General features: G+C 55.2%; 12 protein-coding genes and 1 CRISPR repeat array. Of the genes, 11 read left to right on the top strand and 1 reads right to left on the bottom strand.

Annotated elements, in window-relative coordinates; genetic code table 11:
- Positions 1-242 precede the first annotated feature (242 nt).
- Complete coding sequence (locus ACED88_RS05720; protein ID WP_449107630.1) at positions 243-1439, top strand: RNase H family protein; 1197 nt, start codon at positions 243-245, stop codon at positions 1437-1439.
- A 107-nt stretch (positions 1440-1546) separates the two neighbouring features.
- On the opposite strand, the gene ACED88_RS05715 is transcribed toward ACED88_RS05720, so the two are convergent.
- A complete protein-coding gene (locus tag ACED88_RS05715) occupies positions 1547-2173 on the bottom strand; it encodes a DedA family protein (RefSeq protein ID WP_449109033.1) in 627 nt (208 codons plus the stop codon).
- Between the two features lie 340 nt (positions 2174-2513).
- Between ACED88_RS05715 and ACED88_RS05710 the strand changes: the two genes are divergently transcribed.
- The 10 genes from ACED88_RS05710 to cas2e all read left to right on the top strand — a co-directional run bounded on the left by ACED88_RS05710 (position 2514) and on the right by cas2e (position 13916).
- Complete coding sequence (locus tag ACED88_RS05710) at positions 2514-4028, top strand: O-acetylhomoserine aminocarboxypropyltransferase/cysteine synthase family protein (RefSeq protein WP_449109032.1); 1515 nt, start codon at positions 2514-2516, stop codon at positions 4026-4028.
- A 3-nt stretch (positions 4029-4031) separates the two neighbouring features.
- The gene (locus ACED88_RS05705; protein ID WP_135012911.1) at positions 4032-4535 is read left to right on the top strand and encodes a CoA-binding protein; all 504 of its coding nucleotides are present in this window, start codon (positions 4032-4034) and stop codon (positions 4533-4535) included.
- Positions 4536-4930: 395 nt separating this feature from the next.
- Positions 4931-7819: a CRISPR-associated helicase Cas3' gene (gene cas3, locus ACED88_RS05700; protein ID WP_449109031.1), complete on the top strand. Its 2889-nt coding sequence runs from the start codon at positions 4931-4933 to the stop codon at positions 7817-7819.
- Positions 7800-9452 carry a type I-E CRISPR-associated protein Cse1/CasA gene (gene casA / locus ACED88_RS05695; RefSeq protein WP_449109030.1) on the top strand — a complete coding sequence of 551 codons (1653 nt, stop codon included), beginning with the start codon at positions 7800-7802 and terminating at the stop codon, positions 9450-9452. Before cas3 ends, casA begins: the two co-directional genes overlap by 20 nt.
- Before the next feature lie 11 nt (positions 9453-9463).
- A complete protein-coding gene (gene casB, locus ACED88_RS05690) occupies positions 9464-10096 on the top strand; it encodes a type I-E CRISPR-associated protein Cse2/CasB (protein ID WP_449109029.1) in 633 nt (210 codons plus the stop codon).
- 21 nt (positions 10097-10117) lie between these two features.
- Positions 10118-11236 (top strand): type I-E CRISPR-associated protein Cas7/Cse4/CasC, encoded by a 1119-nt coding sequence (gene cas7e, locus ACED88_RS05685; RefSeq protein ID WP_449109028.1) that lies wholly within the window; start codon positions 10118-10120, stop codon positions 11234-11236.
- A 4-nt stretch (positions 11237-11240) separates the two neighbouring features.
- Positions 11241-11933 carry a type I-E CRISPR-associated protein Cas5/CasD gene (gene cas5e, locus ACED88_RS05680; RefSeq protein ID WP_449109027.1) on the top strand — a complete coding sequence of 231 codons (693 nt, stop codon included), beginning with the start codon at positions 11241-11243 and terminating at the stop codon, positions 11931-11933.
- Positions 11930-12616 (top strand): type I-E CRISPR-associated protein Cas6/Cse3/CasE, encoded by a 687-nt coding sequence (cas6e, locus tag ACED88_RS05675; protein ID WP_449109026.1) that lies wholly within the window; start codon positions 11930-11932, stop codon positions 12614-12616. The genes cas5e and cas6e overlap by 4 nt, the downstream gene beginning before the upstream one ends.
- Positions 12613-13554 carry a type I-E CRISPR-associated endonuclease Cas1e gene (cas1e, locus tag ACED88_RS05670; RefSeq protein WP_449109025.1) on the top strand — a complete coding sequence of 314 codons (942 nt, stop codon included), beginning with the start codon at positions 12613-12615 and terminating at the stop codon, positions 13552-13554. Before cas6e ends, cas1e begins: the two co-directional genes overlap by 4 nt.
- Before the next feature lie 11 nt (positions 13555-13565).
- Positions 13566-13916 (top strand): type I-E CRISPR-associated endoribonuclease Cas2e, encoded by a 351-nt coding sequence (cas2e, locus tag ACED88_RS05665; RefSeq protein ID WP_449109076.1) that lies wholly within the window; start codon positions 13566-13568, stop codon positions 13914-13916.
- A gap of 79 nt (positions 13917-13995) precedes the next feature.
- Positions 13996-15551: a CRISPR direct-repeat array (repeat unit 29 nt; unit sequence GTGTTCCCCGCGTGTGCGGGGATGAGCCC).
- Between the last annotated feature and the right edge of the window lie 48 nt (positions 15552-15599).

Here is a 15599-nt window from a genome sequence, read left to right as displayed (position 1 = left end):
GCGTCCGCCCCGCCTGCCCGGGCCGTTGGGGGAGGGGGCGTCCGCGCATCAGTCCGTGAGTGCCCACCAGACTCGCGCGGTGCTTACGCGCGGGGTGGACGCCACGCGAGAACCGTGGACGTTCACCGAGAGAGTGAACGGGCAGCCGATGCGGCTCTAGCTGTTGGCAAAAGGGCGTGGAGTTGGTATAGCTTTAAAGAGTAAGCAAAACAACTATAGACACCCCTTAGGAGATGAATAATGTGGAAATTACGCCTGCACATATCAAAAAATGTGAGCTGACCTGGGAACCGCCGGACTACACCAGCTCTTACCCGGCAGGGTTCACCGAGCAGGGCGTGGCAGTGATTGTGGTGGTCATGGACCAGGTGCGAGCCGCCGGTAACTGCCATGTGGGGTTGACGTCCTTCGCCTTTATCTCGCGTGAAAACGGCGAGCGTGAGGTGATTGAGAGCGAGCCTATCGCCGAATCCCTGACCCACAGCCTCATGGACCCCTGCGACACCGTGCACACCGACATGCTGGGCCGCGCTATCCTGGCCGCGATGGAGGCTATCCCCGAGGACTACAAGACCAACCTCATCACCGTGGCCGCCGACAAGCACTATCTGAAGCTGCTCTTCCGCAAGTTCACGGCCTTCCGCGATTTTCTGGAGTACCGCTCCATTGATAAGGTGATGAACCCCTACGAGTCGCACTCGCTGGGGGAGATTCACGTGAAGCTGATTGGCACTCCCGCGGGGGAGCTCATGCCCCACTTCATGGACGAGGCCTCGCGCCTGGCCCATGCTGAGTTTGAGAAGAATACCGCCCAGCTGCCGGTTGAGAAGCTGGTGGAGTACAGCGTCTTTACTGACTGTTCGTACAGGTCAACGAACAATAAGAAGTATTTAAAGGGCGGACGCATGGGCATCGGCGGGGTGAGCGAAGACGGCTTCTTCTTCCACTCCCACTACGATGCAACGAACATTATGACCGGGGAGCTCTCGGCCATGTTGGCTGCTTTTAATATCTTTTATCACGGTGGCCGGCAGCTGATTATTCACACCGATTCGCTGGGGGCGCTGACCTTTGTGCTGCGCCTGGCGCACAACCGCTGGGTCTACAACACTTGGGCTACCGAGGGTGTGCAGAACCAGCAGGTTCTGGACGAGATGGAGCGGCTGACCGAGGCCATTCGGGAGCGCCGGGTGCTGGTCAAACATATTCCGGGGCATACCGGGCACGGGCTGCAGGAGTCGTCGGATTCTGTGTCGAAGATGCACCGGCACTTCCCCGGGCAGATTGTGGATAAGGGGCATGTCTCCGAGTTCAACCAGCGCTGCGAGTCGATTATTACCGCCCTGTCTGGGTGCGAGAAGGCCCTGCGCCTGCCCTGCGGCGACTGGATCCAGATCCGCCCGTCGGTGGTGCACGCCCGTAACCGTTTGTGGAAGTAGCGGGGTCGCTGCCCTAGGTACCATTTAAACCAGAAAAACCCACCTAGTTGGTGGGTTTTTCTGATTTAGATGGTACTAACTGGCCGGGGTGGTGTGGACGCCCGCCGTTAGGCTACGTCGCGCTTTTCCTGTCGGGCGCGGCGCAGCAGCCAGAGGAAGACAGCCACAAGAGCCAGGGCTACCAGGGCGTACACAACCTTGGAGTACTGGTCGATGACGCCCTCAACAACGTGCCAGTTTTCACCAAGAATCCAGCCGCAGTAAATGAGCAGAGCGTTCCACACAGATGAACCCAGCAGGGTGTAGAAGCCGAAAGTCAGCGGGTTCATGCGGTCGATACCGGCGGGAATCGAAATCAGCGAACGAATACCGGGGATAACGCGGCCGATCAGGATGGAGGCCTTGCCGTACTTGTCGAACCAGGCCAGGGCGGCGTCGACGTCCTCAACCTTGACCAGCCACATCCAGGCCGCAATCTTGCGCAGGCGGTTGGCGCCGATAGCGGCGCCCAGGTAGTAGAGGAAGTAGGCGCCAGCCAGGGAGCCAACGGTCGCCCAGACGAAGGCGGCGATAACGTTCATGGAGCCCTGCGAGGCGGTGAAGCCAGCCAGGGGCAGAATGACCTCGGAGGGAATCGGCGGGAAGACGTTCTCAAGGAAAACGGCAAGGCCAACACCGGGTGAGCCGATGGCCTCCATGACGGAGATAACCCAGTCGATAATGTTCTGGAGCACGAGTGCCCTTTCTCTGCGAGTGCGGGCAGCCGCCCGGTGACAAAACTTTCTCTATTCTCTCGTAGAACCCTGTGTTTTCCTATGAGCTAGCTTGTAGAGAGGCTGGGGGTTTTGGTCACGTTGGACGGGGCGGCTGAGCGTCCATTAGAATCGCGCGGTGCTTACGCGCGGGATGGACGTTACGCGAGTTTGGTGGACACTGGCCGAGGTGGGGAATGAGGCGCCCTGCCTTCCCGGTAACGCTGCGTAACCTGTTCACACGGTGAAATAAGTTACCGCAGGTAGAGGGGCATGGGTGACTATGGAGGGTAGATAACTAGGCCTACTATCAGGAGAGTCCATGGCTGAGCATACTTTTGGCTTTCGCACCCGCGCCCTGCACGCGGGCGGTACCCCCGACGCCGAGCACGGTGCTCGTGCGGTTCCGATTTACCAGTCCACCTCCTTTGTTTTTAAGGACGCGGACGACGCCGCCAACCTTTTTGCCCTGCAGAAGTACGGCAATATCTACTCCCGCCTGGGTAACCCCACTGTGGCGGCGCTGGAAGAGCGTATCGCTTCGCTGGAAGGCGGTATCGGCGCGGTGGCGACCGCTTCGGGTATGGCCGCTGAGTTCATTACCTTCGCGGCACTCTGCCAGGCCGGGGATCATATTGTTGCTTCGTCCAACCTCTACGGCGGCACTATTACCCAGCTGGATGTTTCCCTGCGTCGTTTCGGCATTGGCACTACCTTTGTGGACGGCACCGACCCTGCCGATTTTGCCGCCGCAATTCGCCCCGAAACCAAGGCTGTCTACACCGAAATCGTCGCCAACCCCTCGGGCCAGGTCGCTGACCTGGAAGGCCTAGCCCGCGTGGCCCACGAGAATGACATTCCCCTGGTCGTAGATGCCACCCTCTCTACCCCCTACCTGATTCGCCCCATCGAACACGGCGCTGACATTGTGATTCACTCGGTCACTAAGTTCCTGGGCGGGCACGGCACCACCTTGGGCGGCGTGGTTGTCGAGTCGGGCCGCTTCAACTGGGGCAACGGCAAGTTCCCCACCATGACCGAGCCGATTCCCTCCTACAACAACATTTCTTGGTGGGGGAACTTCGGCGAGTACGGCTTCCTGACCAAGCTACGGTCGGAGCAGCTGCGCGACTTCGGCCCCTCCCTCTCAGCCCAGGCAGCTTTCAATCTGCTGCAGGGGGTTGAGACCCTGCCCCAGCGTATGGACGCCCACCTGGCTAACGCTAAGGAGGTTGTCGCCTGGCTGAACGAGGACGCCCGTATCTCTTACGTTAACTACGCCGGCCTGCCGGAGCACCCCCACTATGAGCGGGCGCAGAAGCTGCTGCCGCTGGGTGTTGGGTCGGTCTTCTCCTTCGGCGTTGCCGGCACCGAGAAGGCGGGCGGACGCGACGTGGGCGCCGAGTTCATCAAGAACCTGCAGCTGGCGTCCCACCTGGCCAACATTGGTGATGCCCGCACCCTGATTCTGCACCCGGCGTCCACCACCCACCAGCAGCTGACCGCTGAGCAGCTGGCTGCCGGTGGCGTGGGCGAGGACTTGATCCGTATTTCGGTGGGTCTGGAAGATGCCGTCGATATCATCTGGGACCTCGACCAGGCTCTGACTATTGCTTCCGGCCGCAACCACGCCGGTGAGGTCGTCGGCACCGCCAGCGCGGACGAGCTGGTGGCCCGCCGCGAAGCTGCCGAAGCTGAGGCGGCTGCCCAAAAGGAGGCGTTGGAGGCGGACGCCGCCGCCCACGCTGCCGAGCGCGCAGCGCGTGAGGGGGCTGGGGCGTCCGCACCGGCGTCCGCGCCCGCCTGCGAAATTCCTGCACCCAAGAAGGAGGCCTAAGCCGTGACTGAGATTCGTACCTGGGAAGGCCCCAGCGCGCCGGAGCGACTAAAGATTTTGCACGAGACGAAGTCTATTGCGATTGTGGGTATGTCTGACAAGATTTCGCGGTCTTCGTATTTTGTGGCGACGTATTTGCAGTCGTCGAGCCCCTACACCCTGTATTTTGTGAACCCGATTTTGGCGGCTAAGGGTAAGGAGGTGCTGGGGCAGAAGGTGTATGCGTCGCTGGCTGACCTGCCTGAGGCCCCTGACCTGGTGGAGATTTTCCGCCGCAACGAGGACCTGCCTGGCGTGGTTCAGGAGGCCATCGAGGTGGGTGCGAAGACGGTGTGGATGCAGCTGGGCTCCTGGAATGAGGAGGCTGCGCGCCTGGGTGAGGACGCCGGGCTGAACGTGGTGATGGACCGGTGCGTGAAGATTGAGCACGCCCGCTTCCACGGCGGCTTGCACCTGGCCGGTTTCGTGACCGGCGTGATTTCGTCAAAGCGGCAGGTGCTGGCCTAGGGGCTAGGTACCATCTAAATCAGAAATGACCACCTAGTAGGTGGTCATTTCTGGTTTAACTGGTCTTTTCTGGAGGGGTAGAGGCAAGGAACAGGGCTGTCTGCAGTTGCTCCAGCAGGTAGCACCTTCACGAAAAAGCTGGTGAAATAGGATGAGGGCTTCGTGAGACTGATCTTCAAAGAAGTTTGGAGATGAGCCCTAGTAGATGTGCATCAAGTACCTATTCCTCGTGTTCATGAGGTTGCCCCCTGGCTTTGACTGCCGGGGGGCTTTTCACATTGCTCTAGATACAAAAAATTTATCACATATACTAGTTGACATAAAAATCTTGAAGGTGTTTACTGGGTAATAGGAGACGCCCCTAAACTGACGTAACCATGCGAAGAGGGTTGACGATGAAGCAACTTTTTACAGGTGATTTCCCTAGCTGGAGTCCGCAAGCCGCTAGCCTCTGGGCCAAGACTGACCGGTCTGACGACCAGAGTACTGACTGGCTTAACCTCCCCCAGCACATGATGGATTCTGCCCAGGTTGGGGCGTACTTATGGAGTCACTATCTCTCAGAAAATCACCGTAGCTTCACCCAAGACCAGCTTGATTTATCGAGCGAAGATTGCCAGCGATTCGTAGCTTTCCTGTGCGGATCCCACGACGTAGGCAAAGCTAGTCATTCTTTCGCGAGTCAGCTCAACGAATCATCTCGCTACAGTTTTCTGGCCGACCAGATACGTGCAACGGGATTGAGCCTGCCTGCCACAGTACCTTCAGACCAGTGGTCACCGCACTCTGCAGCGAGCTACATTATTTTGGTTCGGTTCTTTGATCAAAAATTTGGTCAGAGCAGCTACCGTACCTTATCCCATCTAGGCCAAATTTTAGGGGCCCACCATGGTCTCCCTGCAGGCGGTGACCATCGCAAAAATGCAACGCGCGAAGTCGATAATCTGTCGGATGGGTGGGCGGTAGCCCATAACGAGCTTCTGAGTAAAATTCTTGAGCTCACTCAGGCTGAACCTGCAATTATCCAGCTTCTAAGTCATCGAACTAAGCTCAAAGACAACGTCAAAATGATTCTGACAGGCGTGGTCATTATGGCGGACTGGATTGCATCCAATGCTAATTATTTCCCGCTGGGTCTTTTTGGACCAAGTGACCAGCGTACGCGTTTTGAGTCTGCTACTTCCAAGCTCAGGCTCCCCCCAAGCTGGAAGCCTGAAGATTTTTCCTACCGAACACCTGCAGAAATTTATGCTGCTAAATTTTTGTGGGATGCAGCTAGCTCACCCAGACCAGTGCAGGAAGCTATTATTGAAGTACTCAACGTAGAGAACCCGCCTTCTATGCTTATTATTGAAGCTCCTATGGGAGAGGGGAAAACAGAAGCCGCTTTGGTAGCTGCTGAAAAATTAGCCCATCTCAATGGTTGTAGCGGCATCTTTTTTGGGGCTCCCACTATGGCAACTACTGATGCTCTTTTTACCCGAATAAAAAGATGGGCAGAGCAGTCGCATAATTCACCGGTGATTTCGATGTATCTGGGACACTCGAAGAATCAGCTTAACCCTTTCTATACCTCTATGGGGCGATACGCTCGTTTTAACCTCGATGACGAGGACCAACGTTCTGCTCACAATCATTCCCAGATTATTGCTCACCAGTGGTTCAGAGGCCGTAAGCAGGGGATTCTCTCAAGTTTGGTTGTGGCTACCGTGGATCAGGTCCTCATGATGGCTCTGCAGAGTAAACATCTGATGCTGCGTCACCTTGGTCTTGCAGGGAAAGTCGTAGTCATTGATGAGGTCCACTCCTACGGTGCTTATATGAATCACTATATGGAGACCGCTCTGCGCTGGCTGGGAAGTTACGGCGCTCCGGTCGTTCTGCTCTCGGCAACTCTGCCCCACGAAACCAAAGCTAAATTAGCTGCGGCGTACCAGTCCGGGCTGAGAGGGAAACGAACTTCAGCTGAGGCTGTTCCTTCGGCCGGCATTGCTTACCCCGTCGTTACTGCGGTGGCAGCTGATTCAATTGACGTGTACGAGGTTGAGGCGAGCTCTCGTAGTACCACCTACACGGTGGAACCCATGGCTGATGATGACGCTTCGCTCGAACAGCTGATGGGGCAGGTACGTGAGGGCGGAGGGTGTTTGTTAGTCATCTGTAACACTGTTGACCGGGCTCAGGCTGCCTATCAGCTCGCCCAACAGCAGGTAGGGGATGATGCCTATCTATTGCACTCTCGCTATACGGCAGTGGAACGTGTTCAACGGGAGAGCCACCTGGTACAGGAGCTGGGTCCCGGAGCTTCACTAGGGCAGGGGCGTCCCGACCGCAGAATTGTGGTGGCAACCCAGGTGGTCGAACAATCTTTGGATTTAGATTTTGACTGTATGGTGACAGATATTGCGCCAATTGATTTAATTCTGCAGAGACTAGGACGGCTGCACCGTCACCAACGTTTGCCTGAAGATAGACCACAATGGGCTCAGAAACCTCGTCTGTATGTACGTGGTATGCAGGAGCTACCCACAGAAAGCTCTAGCCCCGTCTTTGCGCCTGGTGTAGACGCTGTCTATCAGCCAGCTCTCTTGTTACCTACGTGCAGTGAGCTCTCACTTCATGTGGGTGCGGAGAGAGTCCTCAAAGTTCCTAGCGAGATTCCTTCTCTAGTCGAGGCTGTCTATTCCAGCCCTCATGTCTTACCAGCTTGGGAGGACACTTATCAGCGGTTCCGGCAACAGTTTGATAGTGAGTTAGAAACCGCACGGAAGAAATCTGAAAGCTTCAGAGCGGAGCTGTCACGGAGCGTCCGTGAATTCTCAGAAGTATGGGCTGCTCAGAGCGGCGACCTATCGGATGAGGAAAGCGCTGCTCAAGTGCGTGATACTGAGCCAACCCTTGAAGTGGTGCTCGTACAGAAGGTAGGCGATGGGTATTATGCTCCGCTACCTTGGTTGGTTGAGGACGTCGAGTCTCCGGCTTTGCCGGTGGGGTTCACTCCTGATACAGATGCGGCCTATCTTCTGGCTCAGTGTACGGTGAGGTTGCCCTACCAGTTGTCACGGCCCTGGCTACTAGATGAAGTATTGGATCAGTTAGAACAGACAACCGATTTAGCCTGGCAGAAGTCGCCTTTGCTTAAGGGGCTTCTACAAGTAACTCTTGATGAAAATTTTGAAACTGAGTTAGCCGGATTTCGGCTGCGGTACAGTCAGGAACTCGGTTTAGAGCTCCTAAATAAACCGACCTATAGAAAGGAGAACCATGAGTTCAATGGCAACTGAAATGAGCTTCAACCTGGTGGACAAGCCCTGGGTTCAATGCCTTATGGCTGATGGGTCAAACTGTTGTCTTTCGCTTACAGAAGTGTTTAAAGAACTTGAGCATATTAAGTGCTTGGCAGGTGACTCTCCCCAGCAGGATTATGCTGTACTCCGTATTCTTATTGCTATCTTCTGGAGGGCTCACGCTGCCACCGAAGAAGTGCAGGAGTGTGAGGACTTCTTAGACTGGTGGGAAGACCTTTTGCAAGGTGGGGCTGAAATTATTTCTGAGCCTGTGTTTGACTATCTGACGCAATACCGAGACCGGTTTAATTTGCTCGATGACCGCGCTCCCTTTATGCAGGTAGCTGACTTAGCTACCGCCAAGGGTGAGCATGCTTCTGTACAGCGCCTTATTCCCGAGGCAGAATTAGATTATTTCACCATGAGAGCAGGGCGTGGTGTACGGGCTCTCTCATTTGCTGAAGCAGCTCGCTGGCTCATTGCAATCCAAGCTTGGGACTACTCTGGCATTAAACCCGGTGCAGTGAATGACCCCCGAGTTAAGGGAGGAAAAGGCTATCCCATTGGAACAGGCTGGGCTGGTTTCACCGGTGGAGTCGTTGTTCACGGATCAAACCTTGCTCAAACTCTTCTACTCAATACTCCCGCAAGTTTTATCTTCACCGAAGAGAATCTAGACGGGGACCTCCCTGTCTGGGAGAGGGAACCTGCAACCGCTGCTCCTCGCACTAGCGAGTTTCCGTCTGGGCCTTGTGATGTACTGACCTGGCAATCCCGCCGCGTCCGACTTTTCTGGGACGATGCTGAGGAAGTTGCCACCGGCGTACTAGTCACCAATGGCGACAAAATCGAAATCAGAAATCAGTTTGCAGATCCCATGACCGGATATCGTTACAGCAAGGTCCAGTCCAAGAAGGGAGCCCCGGTATTTTTTGCTAAAAGCCACCCCGAAGAACGTACCCTTTGGAAAGGTATTGAAGCGCTCCTAGCTGATGAGCGACTTCAAGAAATTCCAAAAGGTGGGGAGCCAGACAAAATCCCAGCGACCTTGCACTCTCTACAAGTTCTCAAAGAAAATCGTCTGGTTAACGCAGACCAAGAAGTCCGAGTAGAACTTGTTGGGTTTGTATATGGTCCTCAATCTTCGATTATTACCAATTCAATTCATGAGGTCGTTCCGTTCAAGCTCCGTACCCTGATAGCTAGAGATTCTCCGTCCTCTGACCGAATCGTTCAGGCCGCTCGACGAGCTGTTGAGGCGTCTATCAACCTGGGGCAGTTCGCCGGTTTCTTGGCAGAAGCTGCGGGCGGAACTTACGCTTTTGTACCTTCAGCGACTGAAAGTGCCCTCAATAAACTTGAAACTAGTTTTAAAGACTGGCTCCTGACCGTCACTCCCGATACTGACTTAGCTCAAAGACTTAACGAATGGTCCGATACCGTTGAAAAAATTATCGGAGATGAAGCCATTAGGTTAGCTCAGGGAGCAGGTTCAAAGGCTTTGATTGGCAGGCTTGATACAAGCTCTGAGAAGCCTCGAGTTTTGAATACCGCAACAGCTTTTAACCGTCTTAGAAACTCTCTCAAGAAAACCCTTGAAAGAGTACCGGCCAATGAAAATGCCTCATAGAAAGGAAAACTATGGATACCGGAACCCAACAAGATTTTTCCGGCCAGGATATGCCGTTATCCTCTCTGCCTGAAAAACAGAGTTTCTACAACTCGATAGGAACCGCTCTCTACAGGCTCCAGGCAGCGTATGAACGAGGTGATCGAGCGACTCTAGCAACGCTTCGCAAGGCAGCAGGAAAAACTCCAGAGAAAGACCCTTTGGCCTGGTCCTATGCCTTGGACACACTTTTGCCTGATTTCGCTTACACCGGCACTAAGGACGAAGCGAACAACGCTGAGCGGGCAGCTTTCACCGCTCTATCTCTTTACGCATTACACCAGCGTGCCTTAGCTCGTCCTATGCACCTTAAAGGTAAAAAGTCACTAGGAACAGCTATTGCTGAGTTGACCGTTTCATCGGGGAGCAAATCCATTAAAAGCCGGCTGGACGCTCTTATGGTTGCTCGAACTCCTTCCGCCATCAGCTACCATCTCCGATCTCTCATTAGTCTTCTGCATACCTACGAGATTCCGCTTGACTATGCCCAACTAGCCAGCGACCTTTGGGCGCTGCATACTCCTAGCCGACGTGAAGGTGTCATCCTTCGTTGGGGCAGGGACTATGCTTCAGCCCTCTGGAAACAAACACCCGCCAAAAACTAACCATCGAAAGGAAAACCTCTAATGTCACTCTTTATTGATATTCACGCACTACAGACCTTGCCTCCCAGCAACATCAATCGCGATGATACTGGCGCCCCCAAAACAGCGACCTTTGGCGGTGTGCCCCGTCAGCGCGTTTCATCTCAGGCATGGAAGCATGTCATGCGACATGACCTTGCAGAGGCCCTCACCCCCGAACTCATGGGTGTACGTACCAAGCGGGTCGTCCAGAAAATTGCGTCCAAGATTCAGGAACTTGACGAGAGCTGGGACGAGGCACGCGCGACCGCTGAGGTCGAGGCTCTTTTGAAAACTGCTGGCATTAAGGTTTCCCCTTCTTCCAAAAAGAAGGGCGAAGATGAAGAAAGCTACCTCGAAACCGGATACCTGCTTTTCCTCAGCAACCACCAGATTCAGGCTGCTGCTCAGGCAATTATTGATGCTGATGGAGAAAAGGTTGCTAAGAAGGACGCCCAGAAGGTCCTTGACGATAAAAACTCTGTCGATATTGCCCTCTTTGGCCGCATGGTCGCTGACGATGCTGCCTATAACGTTGATGCGGCTGCCCAGGTAGCCCACGCATTAGGTGTCGCGGGAGCTGAACCCGAGTTTGACTTCTTCACCGCCGTTGATGATGTGGTTCGCGATGCCGAAGAAACTGGTGCTGGAATGCTGGGTACCGTTGAGATGATGTCATCAACCCTCTACCGCTATGCCACCGTTAACCTTGGGGGCTTAGCAGCGAATCTAGATGACCGCGACGTCGCAGTTAAAGCAACACGGGCTTTTGTGGAGTCTTTCCTGACTTCCATGCCTACCGGCAAGCAGAATACCTTTGCTAACCGTACTTTACCTGAGGCTATTGTGGTCAGCGTCCGAAAGGATCGCCCCGTTAGCTTGGTCAATGCCTTTGAAGTGCCTGCTACCAATGAAAACGGTGGTTACCGCTTACAAGCGGCTCAGAAACTAGCAGAAGAGGCGCAAGCCCTAGACGCTATGTACGGCTATAAGCCCGAGGCATCTTGGGTAGTTGCTTTGCCTAACCTAGCTGAGGCCCTTGACGGTTTGGGTACAGTTACTAACCTGCCCCAGCTTCTGGATGAACTCACAGCAACCCTGGAAGCTACTGAAAGTAAGTAACCCCATGAAAACACTGGTTCTTAAGCTGAGAGGGCCTTTACAATCCTGGGGGTCAGATAGCCGCTACCGTACCCGTGCAACTAACACCCTACCCACTAAGTCAGGAGTTTTAGGTTTGCTTGCTGCGGCTCAGGGCAGACAACGAACCGATAATATCGCTGATCTTGCTGGGCTTGAGTTTGCGGTACGTATTGACCAACCAGGAAACCTGGAACGGGACTATCAAACAGCCCGCGAACCAGGTGCTAAAGCCCCTAACCTCTCAACCCGTTACTATCTGTCAGACGCGGTCTTTCTAGCAGCTGTGTCAGGACCTGATGAGCTTATCGAAACCATCGCGGAAGCGGTACAGAAGCCGGTTTATCCCCTTTACCTGGGGCGCCGTAACTGTCCTGCAAACGCTGATCTTTTCGTATGCGTTAGCGATGACGATGCAGAAACGGCGCTCCGCAAACAGCCTTGGGGAGCAGCGTCCTGGCATAAAAAACGCAGAGACCAGAAGGTCTTTCTGCCCCTTATCCGGGATGCTCGTACTGGTGAAGATGGCGACCAGGTGCGAGATACTCCACTGAGCTATAGCCAAGAAAGCCGACAATACAGCTGGCGCACCGTGTATGAGGCGGAGCCTGTGGAGTTTGATAATGAAGAAGGACAACTCATGAGTGATCCGTTTATGGAAGCGGTGCGAGGCCTATGACCTGGTTCAGTTCTATCCTTATCAACCCCCAAAAACGTGAGGGACGAAAGCTTCTAGGCAATCGTCAGCTTATGCACAAGGCTGTACTCCAGGCCTTCCCGCCAGGTTCGCTTGAAGAAGCTGGAGAGCGTGTGCTTTGGCGTTTAGACCAAGAAGGCATCAAATATACCCTGTATGTAGTGAGCCCTCTGGAACCAGATTTCACCCATATCGTTGAAAAGGCAGGTTGGGTGTCTCAAACCTGGAATTCGATTCACTACGGTACTTTCCTTGACCGACTTATGATTGGGCAGGAATGGGGGTTCCGTTTGCAAGCTAACCCTGTCAAACGGGAGTCAACTCCTCCCGGGAGCAGAGGGAAAGTTCTGCCGCACGTGACCCCTGAACAGCAGATCAACTGGCTTACCCAACGGTCTGCGGATTTTGGGTTCGAAATAAAAGAGGCCCCTCAGAGCCTCACAGGTCTTGCTGTCGATGTTACTAACCGAGAAGACCTTCGATTTTCTCGGAAGGACCCCCGTCAGGGTGGTAGAAGCGCACAGGTTACTTTGCGAAAAGCGCAGTTTGATGGCGTCCTGAAAGTTACCGATGCTGAGTCCCTAAAGTCTGCTTTAATTCAGGGAATCGGGCGAGGAAAAGCCTACGGCTGCGGCCTAATGACGCTTAGGAGGGTAGCAGCATGAGTATTCCCGGCGCACCGCCACCTACTAGAACTGAGCTGGCGCGAGTTAGCGACAGATTATCTTTTGTGTATCTGGAGAGGTGTGCGGTGCACCGGGACGCCAACGCGGTTACCGCAACCTCTGATAGGGGAGTAATCCATATTCCAGCAGCCACTTTAGGGTGCTTGCTCTTAGGGCCCGGCACCCGTGTAACTAACGCTGCGATGACTCTCTTGGGTGACTGTGGAGCTAGCGTAGTCTGGTGCGGTGAGAATGGCGTCCGCTTCTATGCTCATGGTAGTTCTCTAGCTCGGAGCTCCCGCATGTTGCAGGCTCAAGCTGAGCACGTTTCAAACGTGCGCTCACGGCTTGACGTTGCACGGAAAATGTATGCCTATCGTTTCCCCGGCGAAGATGTCTCACAACTTACTATGCAACAGCTCCGTGGCAGGGAAGGTGCTCGCGTCCGTCGCATTTACCGTGAACATTCTGAACGTACTGGTGTTGCCTGGGGTAAACGCGATTATATGCCGGGGGCCTTTGAGGACGGTTCCCCCATTAACCAAGCCCTTACCGCCGCTAATGCTGCTTTGTACGGGGTGGTTCATTCAGTCATTGTTGCGTTGGGATGTACTCCAGGGCTGGGCTTTATCCATACTGGTCATGATCGCTCTTTTGTCTTTGATATCGCTGATTTGTATAAAGCTGAGATCACTATTCCGGCTGCTTTTGATGTAGTTGCTTCAGGTAGCAGTAACATCACATCGGATGTTCGCCGAGCTGTTCGCGATGCTGTAGTCACACATCGTCTACTTGCCCGGTGCGCTCGTGATATTTCGCGGCTATTAGCTCCGGATATTGATACTGAATGGGAGCAGATTGATGAGCTTTCACTTTGGGCTGGGCCCGGTAAAACCACAGTAGAAGCGGGTATCAACTATGCAGGTGATGGTAGTTGATTGTTTTAGTTGTGACTGCGTGCCCAGAAGGGTTACGTGGAGACCTGACACGGTGGCTATTAGAGATCAGTCCTGGAACATTTGTAGGCAACGTTTCGGCAAAAGTTCGCGAGGCTCTCTGGGAACGAACCTGCTTATATGCTGGGAGCGGTAGAGCAATTCTGGTGTACTCTTCGGACAGTGAACAGCGTCTTCGTTTCAAGGTTCATAAACATGACTGGGAACCTATCGACCTGGAAGGGATAACGTTGATGATGAGACCCTTACCCGGTTCCCAGCCGAAATCGAAACGTACTACGGGGTGGAGTAAAGCGAGAGCACAAGTGCGTAGCCGCAATCCCTCGTGGCGGACTAAGATGTAGTTAATTATTTCCTGACGATAAATCACTCATACCGATTGGATTTAACCTTTGGCTCGGGTAAATATCCTTGTCAGGAAGTGTGTTCCCCGCGTGTGCGGGGATGAGCCCACCACATCATCGAAGAAACCCGAACCCGCACCGTGTTCCCCGCGTGTGCGGGGATGAGCCCTTTCCAAGGTACGGGGCGCATTACTTCCCTCCGTGTTCCCCGCGTGTGCGGGGATGAGCCCTAACCCAGCGGACGCCGGGGTCTGGGTCAAAGAGTGTTCCCCGCGTGTGCGGGGATGAGCCCATTGATACTCCTAAGAAAATGGTCCTCGTAACGTGTTCCCCGCGTGTGCGGGGATGAGCCCGATAGAGATGTTCTCCCATGCAGTTTCCATAACTGTTCCCCGCGTGTGCGGGGATGAGCCCAATCAAGTTACGTTCAAATTCTGCCATTGAAGGTGTTCCCCGCGTGTGCGGGGATGAGCCCCGGCACCCCCAAAGCAGGGATCATAACCATAAGTGTTCCCCGCGTGTGCGGGGATGAGCCCGCTGAGGTCTCCGGCGACGCTCGGGTCTACGGGTGTTCCCCGCGTGTGCGGGGATGAGCCCGCTCCGAAGCGTGGGCGTGGCCCCAAAGGTCAGTGTTCCCCGCGTGTGCGGGGATGAGCCTGGGTATCGAGGTTGTTCGCCTGCCACCATGAGGTGTTCCCCGCGTGTGCGGGGATGAGCCCTCAAGAATCATTCAGGAAGGGTGCGCTGAAAAGTGTTCCCCGCGTGTGCGGGGATGAGCCTCGAAGGGCAGGAGGACGGCACCGTAGCGGTCAGTGTTCCCCGCGTGTGCGGGGATGAGCCTTACCCTTGACGGTGCGACCGTTCTCCAAGGTGGTGTTCCCCGCGTGTGCGGGGATGAGCCTGCCTTTGAATACTGGCCCAAAGACGCCGCTAAGTGTTCCCCGCGTGTGCGGGGATGAGCCCGTCCACGGCCACCGACCACCTTGGGCTTGAATGTGTTCCCCGCGTGTGCGGGGATGAGCCCCGCGTACCCGGCGGGCGGGTGTAATCACACAGGTGTTCCCCGCGTGTGCGGGGATGAGCCCCCGGAACACAAAGATTTTAAGGCTTTTGGCATGGTGTTCCCCGCGTGTGCGGGGATGAGCCCTTATTTCAAAAAAAATCACCCACGGCCACGACGTGTTCCCCGCGTGTGCGGGGATGAGCCCCCTTGCCCCGATCTTTATCTGGCTGTGGCAGAGTGTTCCCCGCGTGTGCGGGGATGAGCCGTGCGCGGAGGTATTACCCCCGGCGCGGGAGAGGTGTTCCCCGCGTGTGCGGGGATGAGCCCCTCAGGAGTACCCACCCAAGCCGTATTACCCCGTGTTCCCCGCGTGTGCGGGGATGAGCCCCAATGAAGGAGAAAACTAAAGATGGCTGCTACGTGTTCCCCGCGTGTGCGGGGATGAGCCCCGCGCAGCTTTTCCTCGACGTTGAATTCGACGGTGTTCCCCGCGTGTGCGGGGATGAGCCCCTAGCCCACCTCGAAACCGCCACCAAAAACCAGTGTTCCCCGCGTGTGCGGGGATGAGCCCACTGGATACACCACCGGCCCGCATCTGCACTTGTGTTCCCCGCGTGTGCGGGGATGAGCCCACTGGATACACCACCGGCCCGCATCTGCACTTGTGTTCCCCGCGTGTG

This window comes from Rothia sp. 11273D007AR, assembly GCF_053547255.1.
The sequence above is the reverse complement of the archived record's forward strand: the minus strand, read 5'-3'. Positions and strand labels throughout refer to the sequence as shown.

Bases quoted from the DNA above. Each gene is read 5' to 3' on its own strand.
- cas1e (WP_449109025.1), top strand. From the start codon at position 12,613: ATGAGTATTCCCGGCGCACCGCCACCTACTAGAACTGAGCTGGCGCGA.
- cas7e (WP_449109028.1), top strand. From the start codon at position 10,118: ATGTCACTCTTTATTGATATTCACGCACTACAGACCTTGCCTCCCAGC.
- casB (WP_449109029.1), top strand. From the start codon at position 9,464: ATGGATACCGGAACCCAACAAGATTTTTCCGGCCAGGATATGCCGTTA.
- cas3 (WP_449109031.1), top strand. From the start codon at position 4,931: ATGAAGCAACTTTTTACAGGTGATTTCCCTAGCTGGAGTCCGCAAGCC.
- casA (WP_449109030.1), top strand. From the start codon at position 7,800: ATGAGTTCAATGGCAACTGAAATGAGCTTCAACCTGGTGGACAAGCCC.
- cas5e (WP_449109027.1), top strand. From the start codon at position 11,241: ATGAAAACACTGGTTCTTAAGCTGAGAGGGCCTTTACAATCCTGGGGG.
- cas6e (WP_449109026.1), top strand. From the start codon at position 11,930: ATGACCTGGTTCAGTTCTATCCTTATCAACCCCCAAAAACGTGAGGGA.
- ACED88_RS05710 (WP_449109032.1), top strand. From the start codon at position 2,514: ATGGCTGAGCATACTTTTGGCTTTCGCACCCGCGCCCTGCACGCGGGC.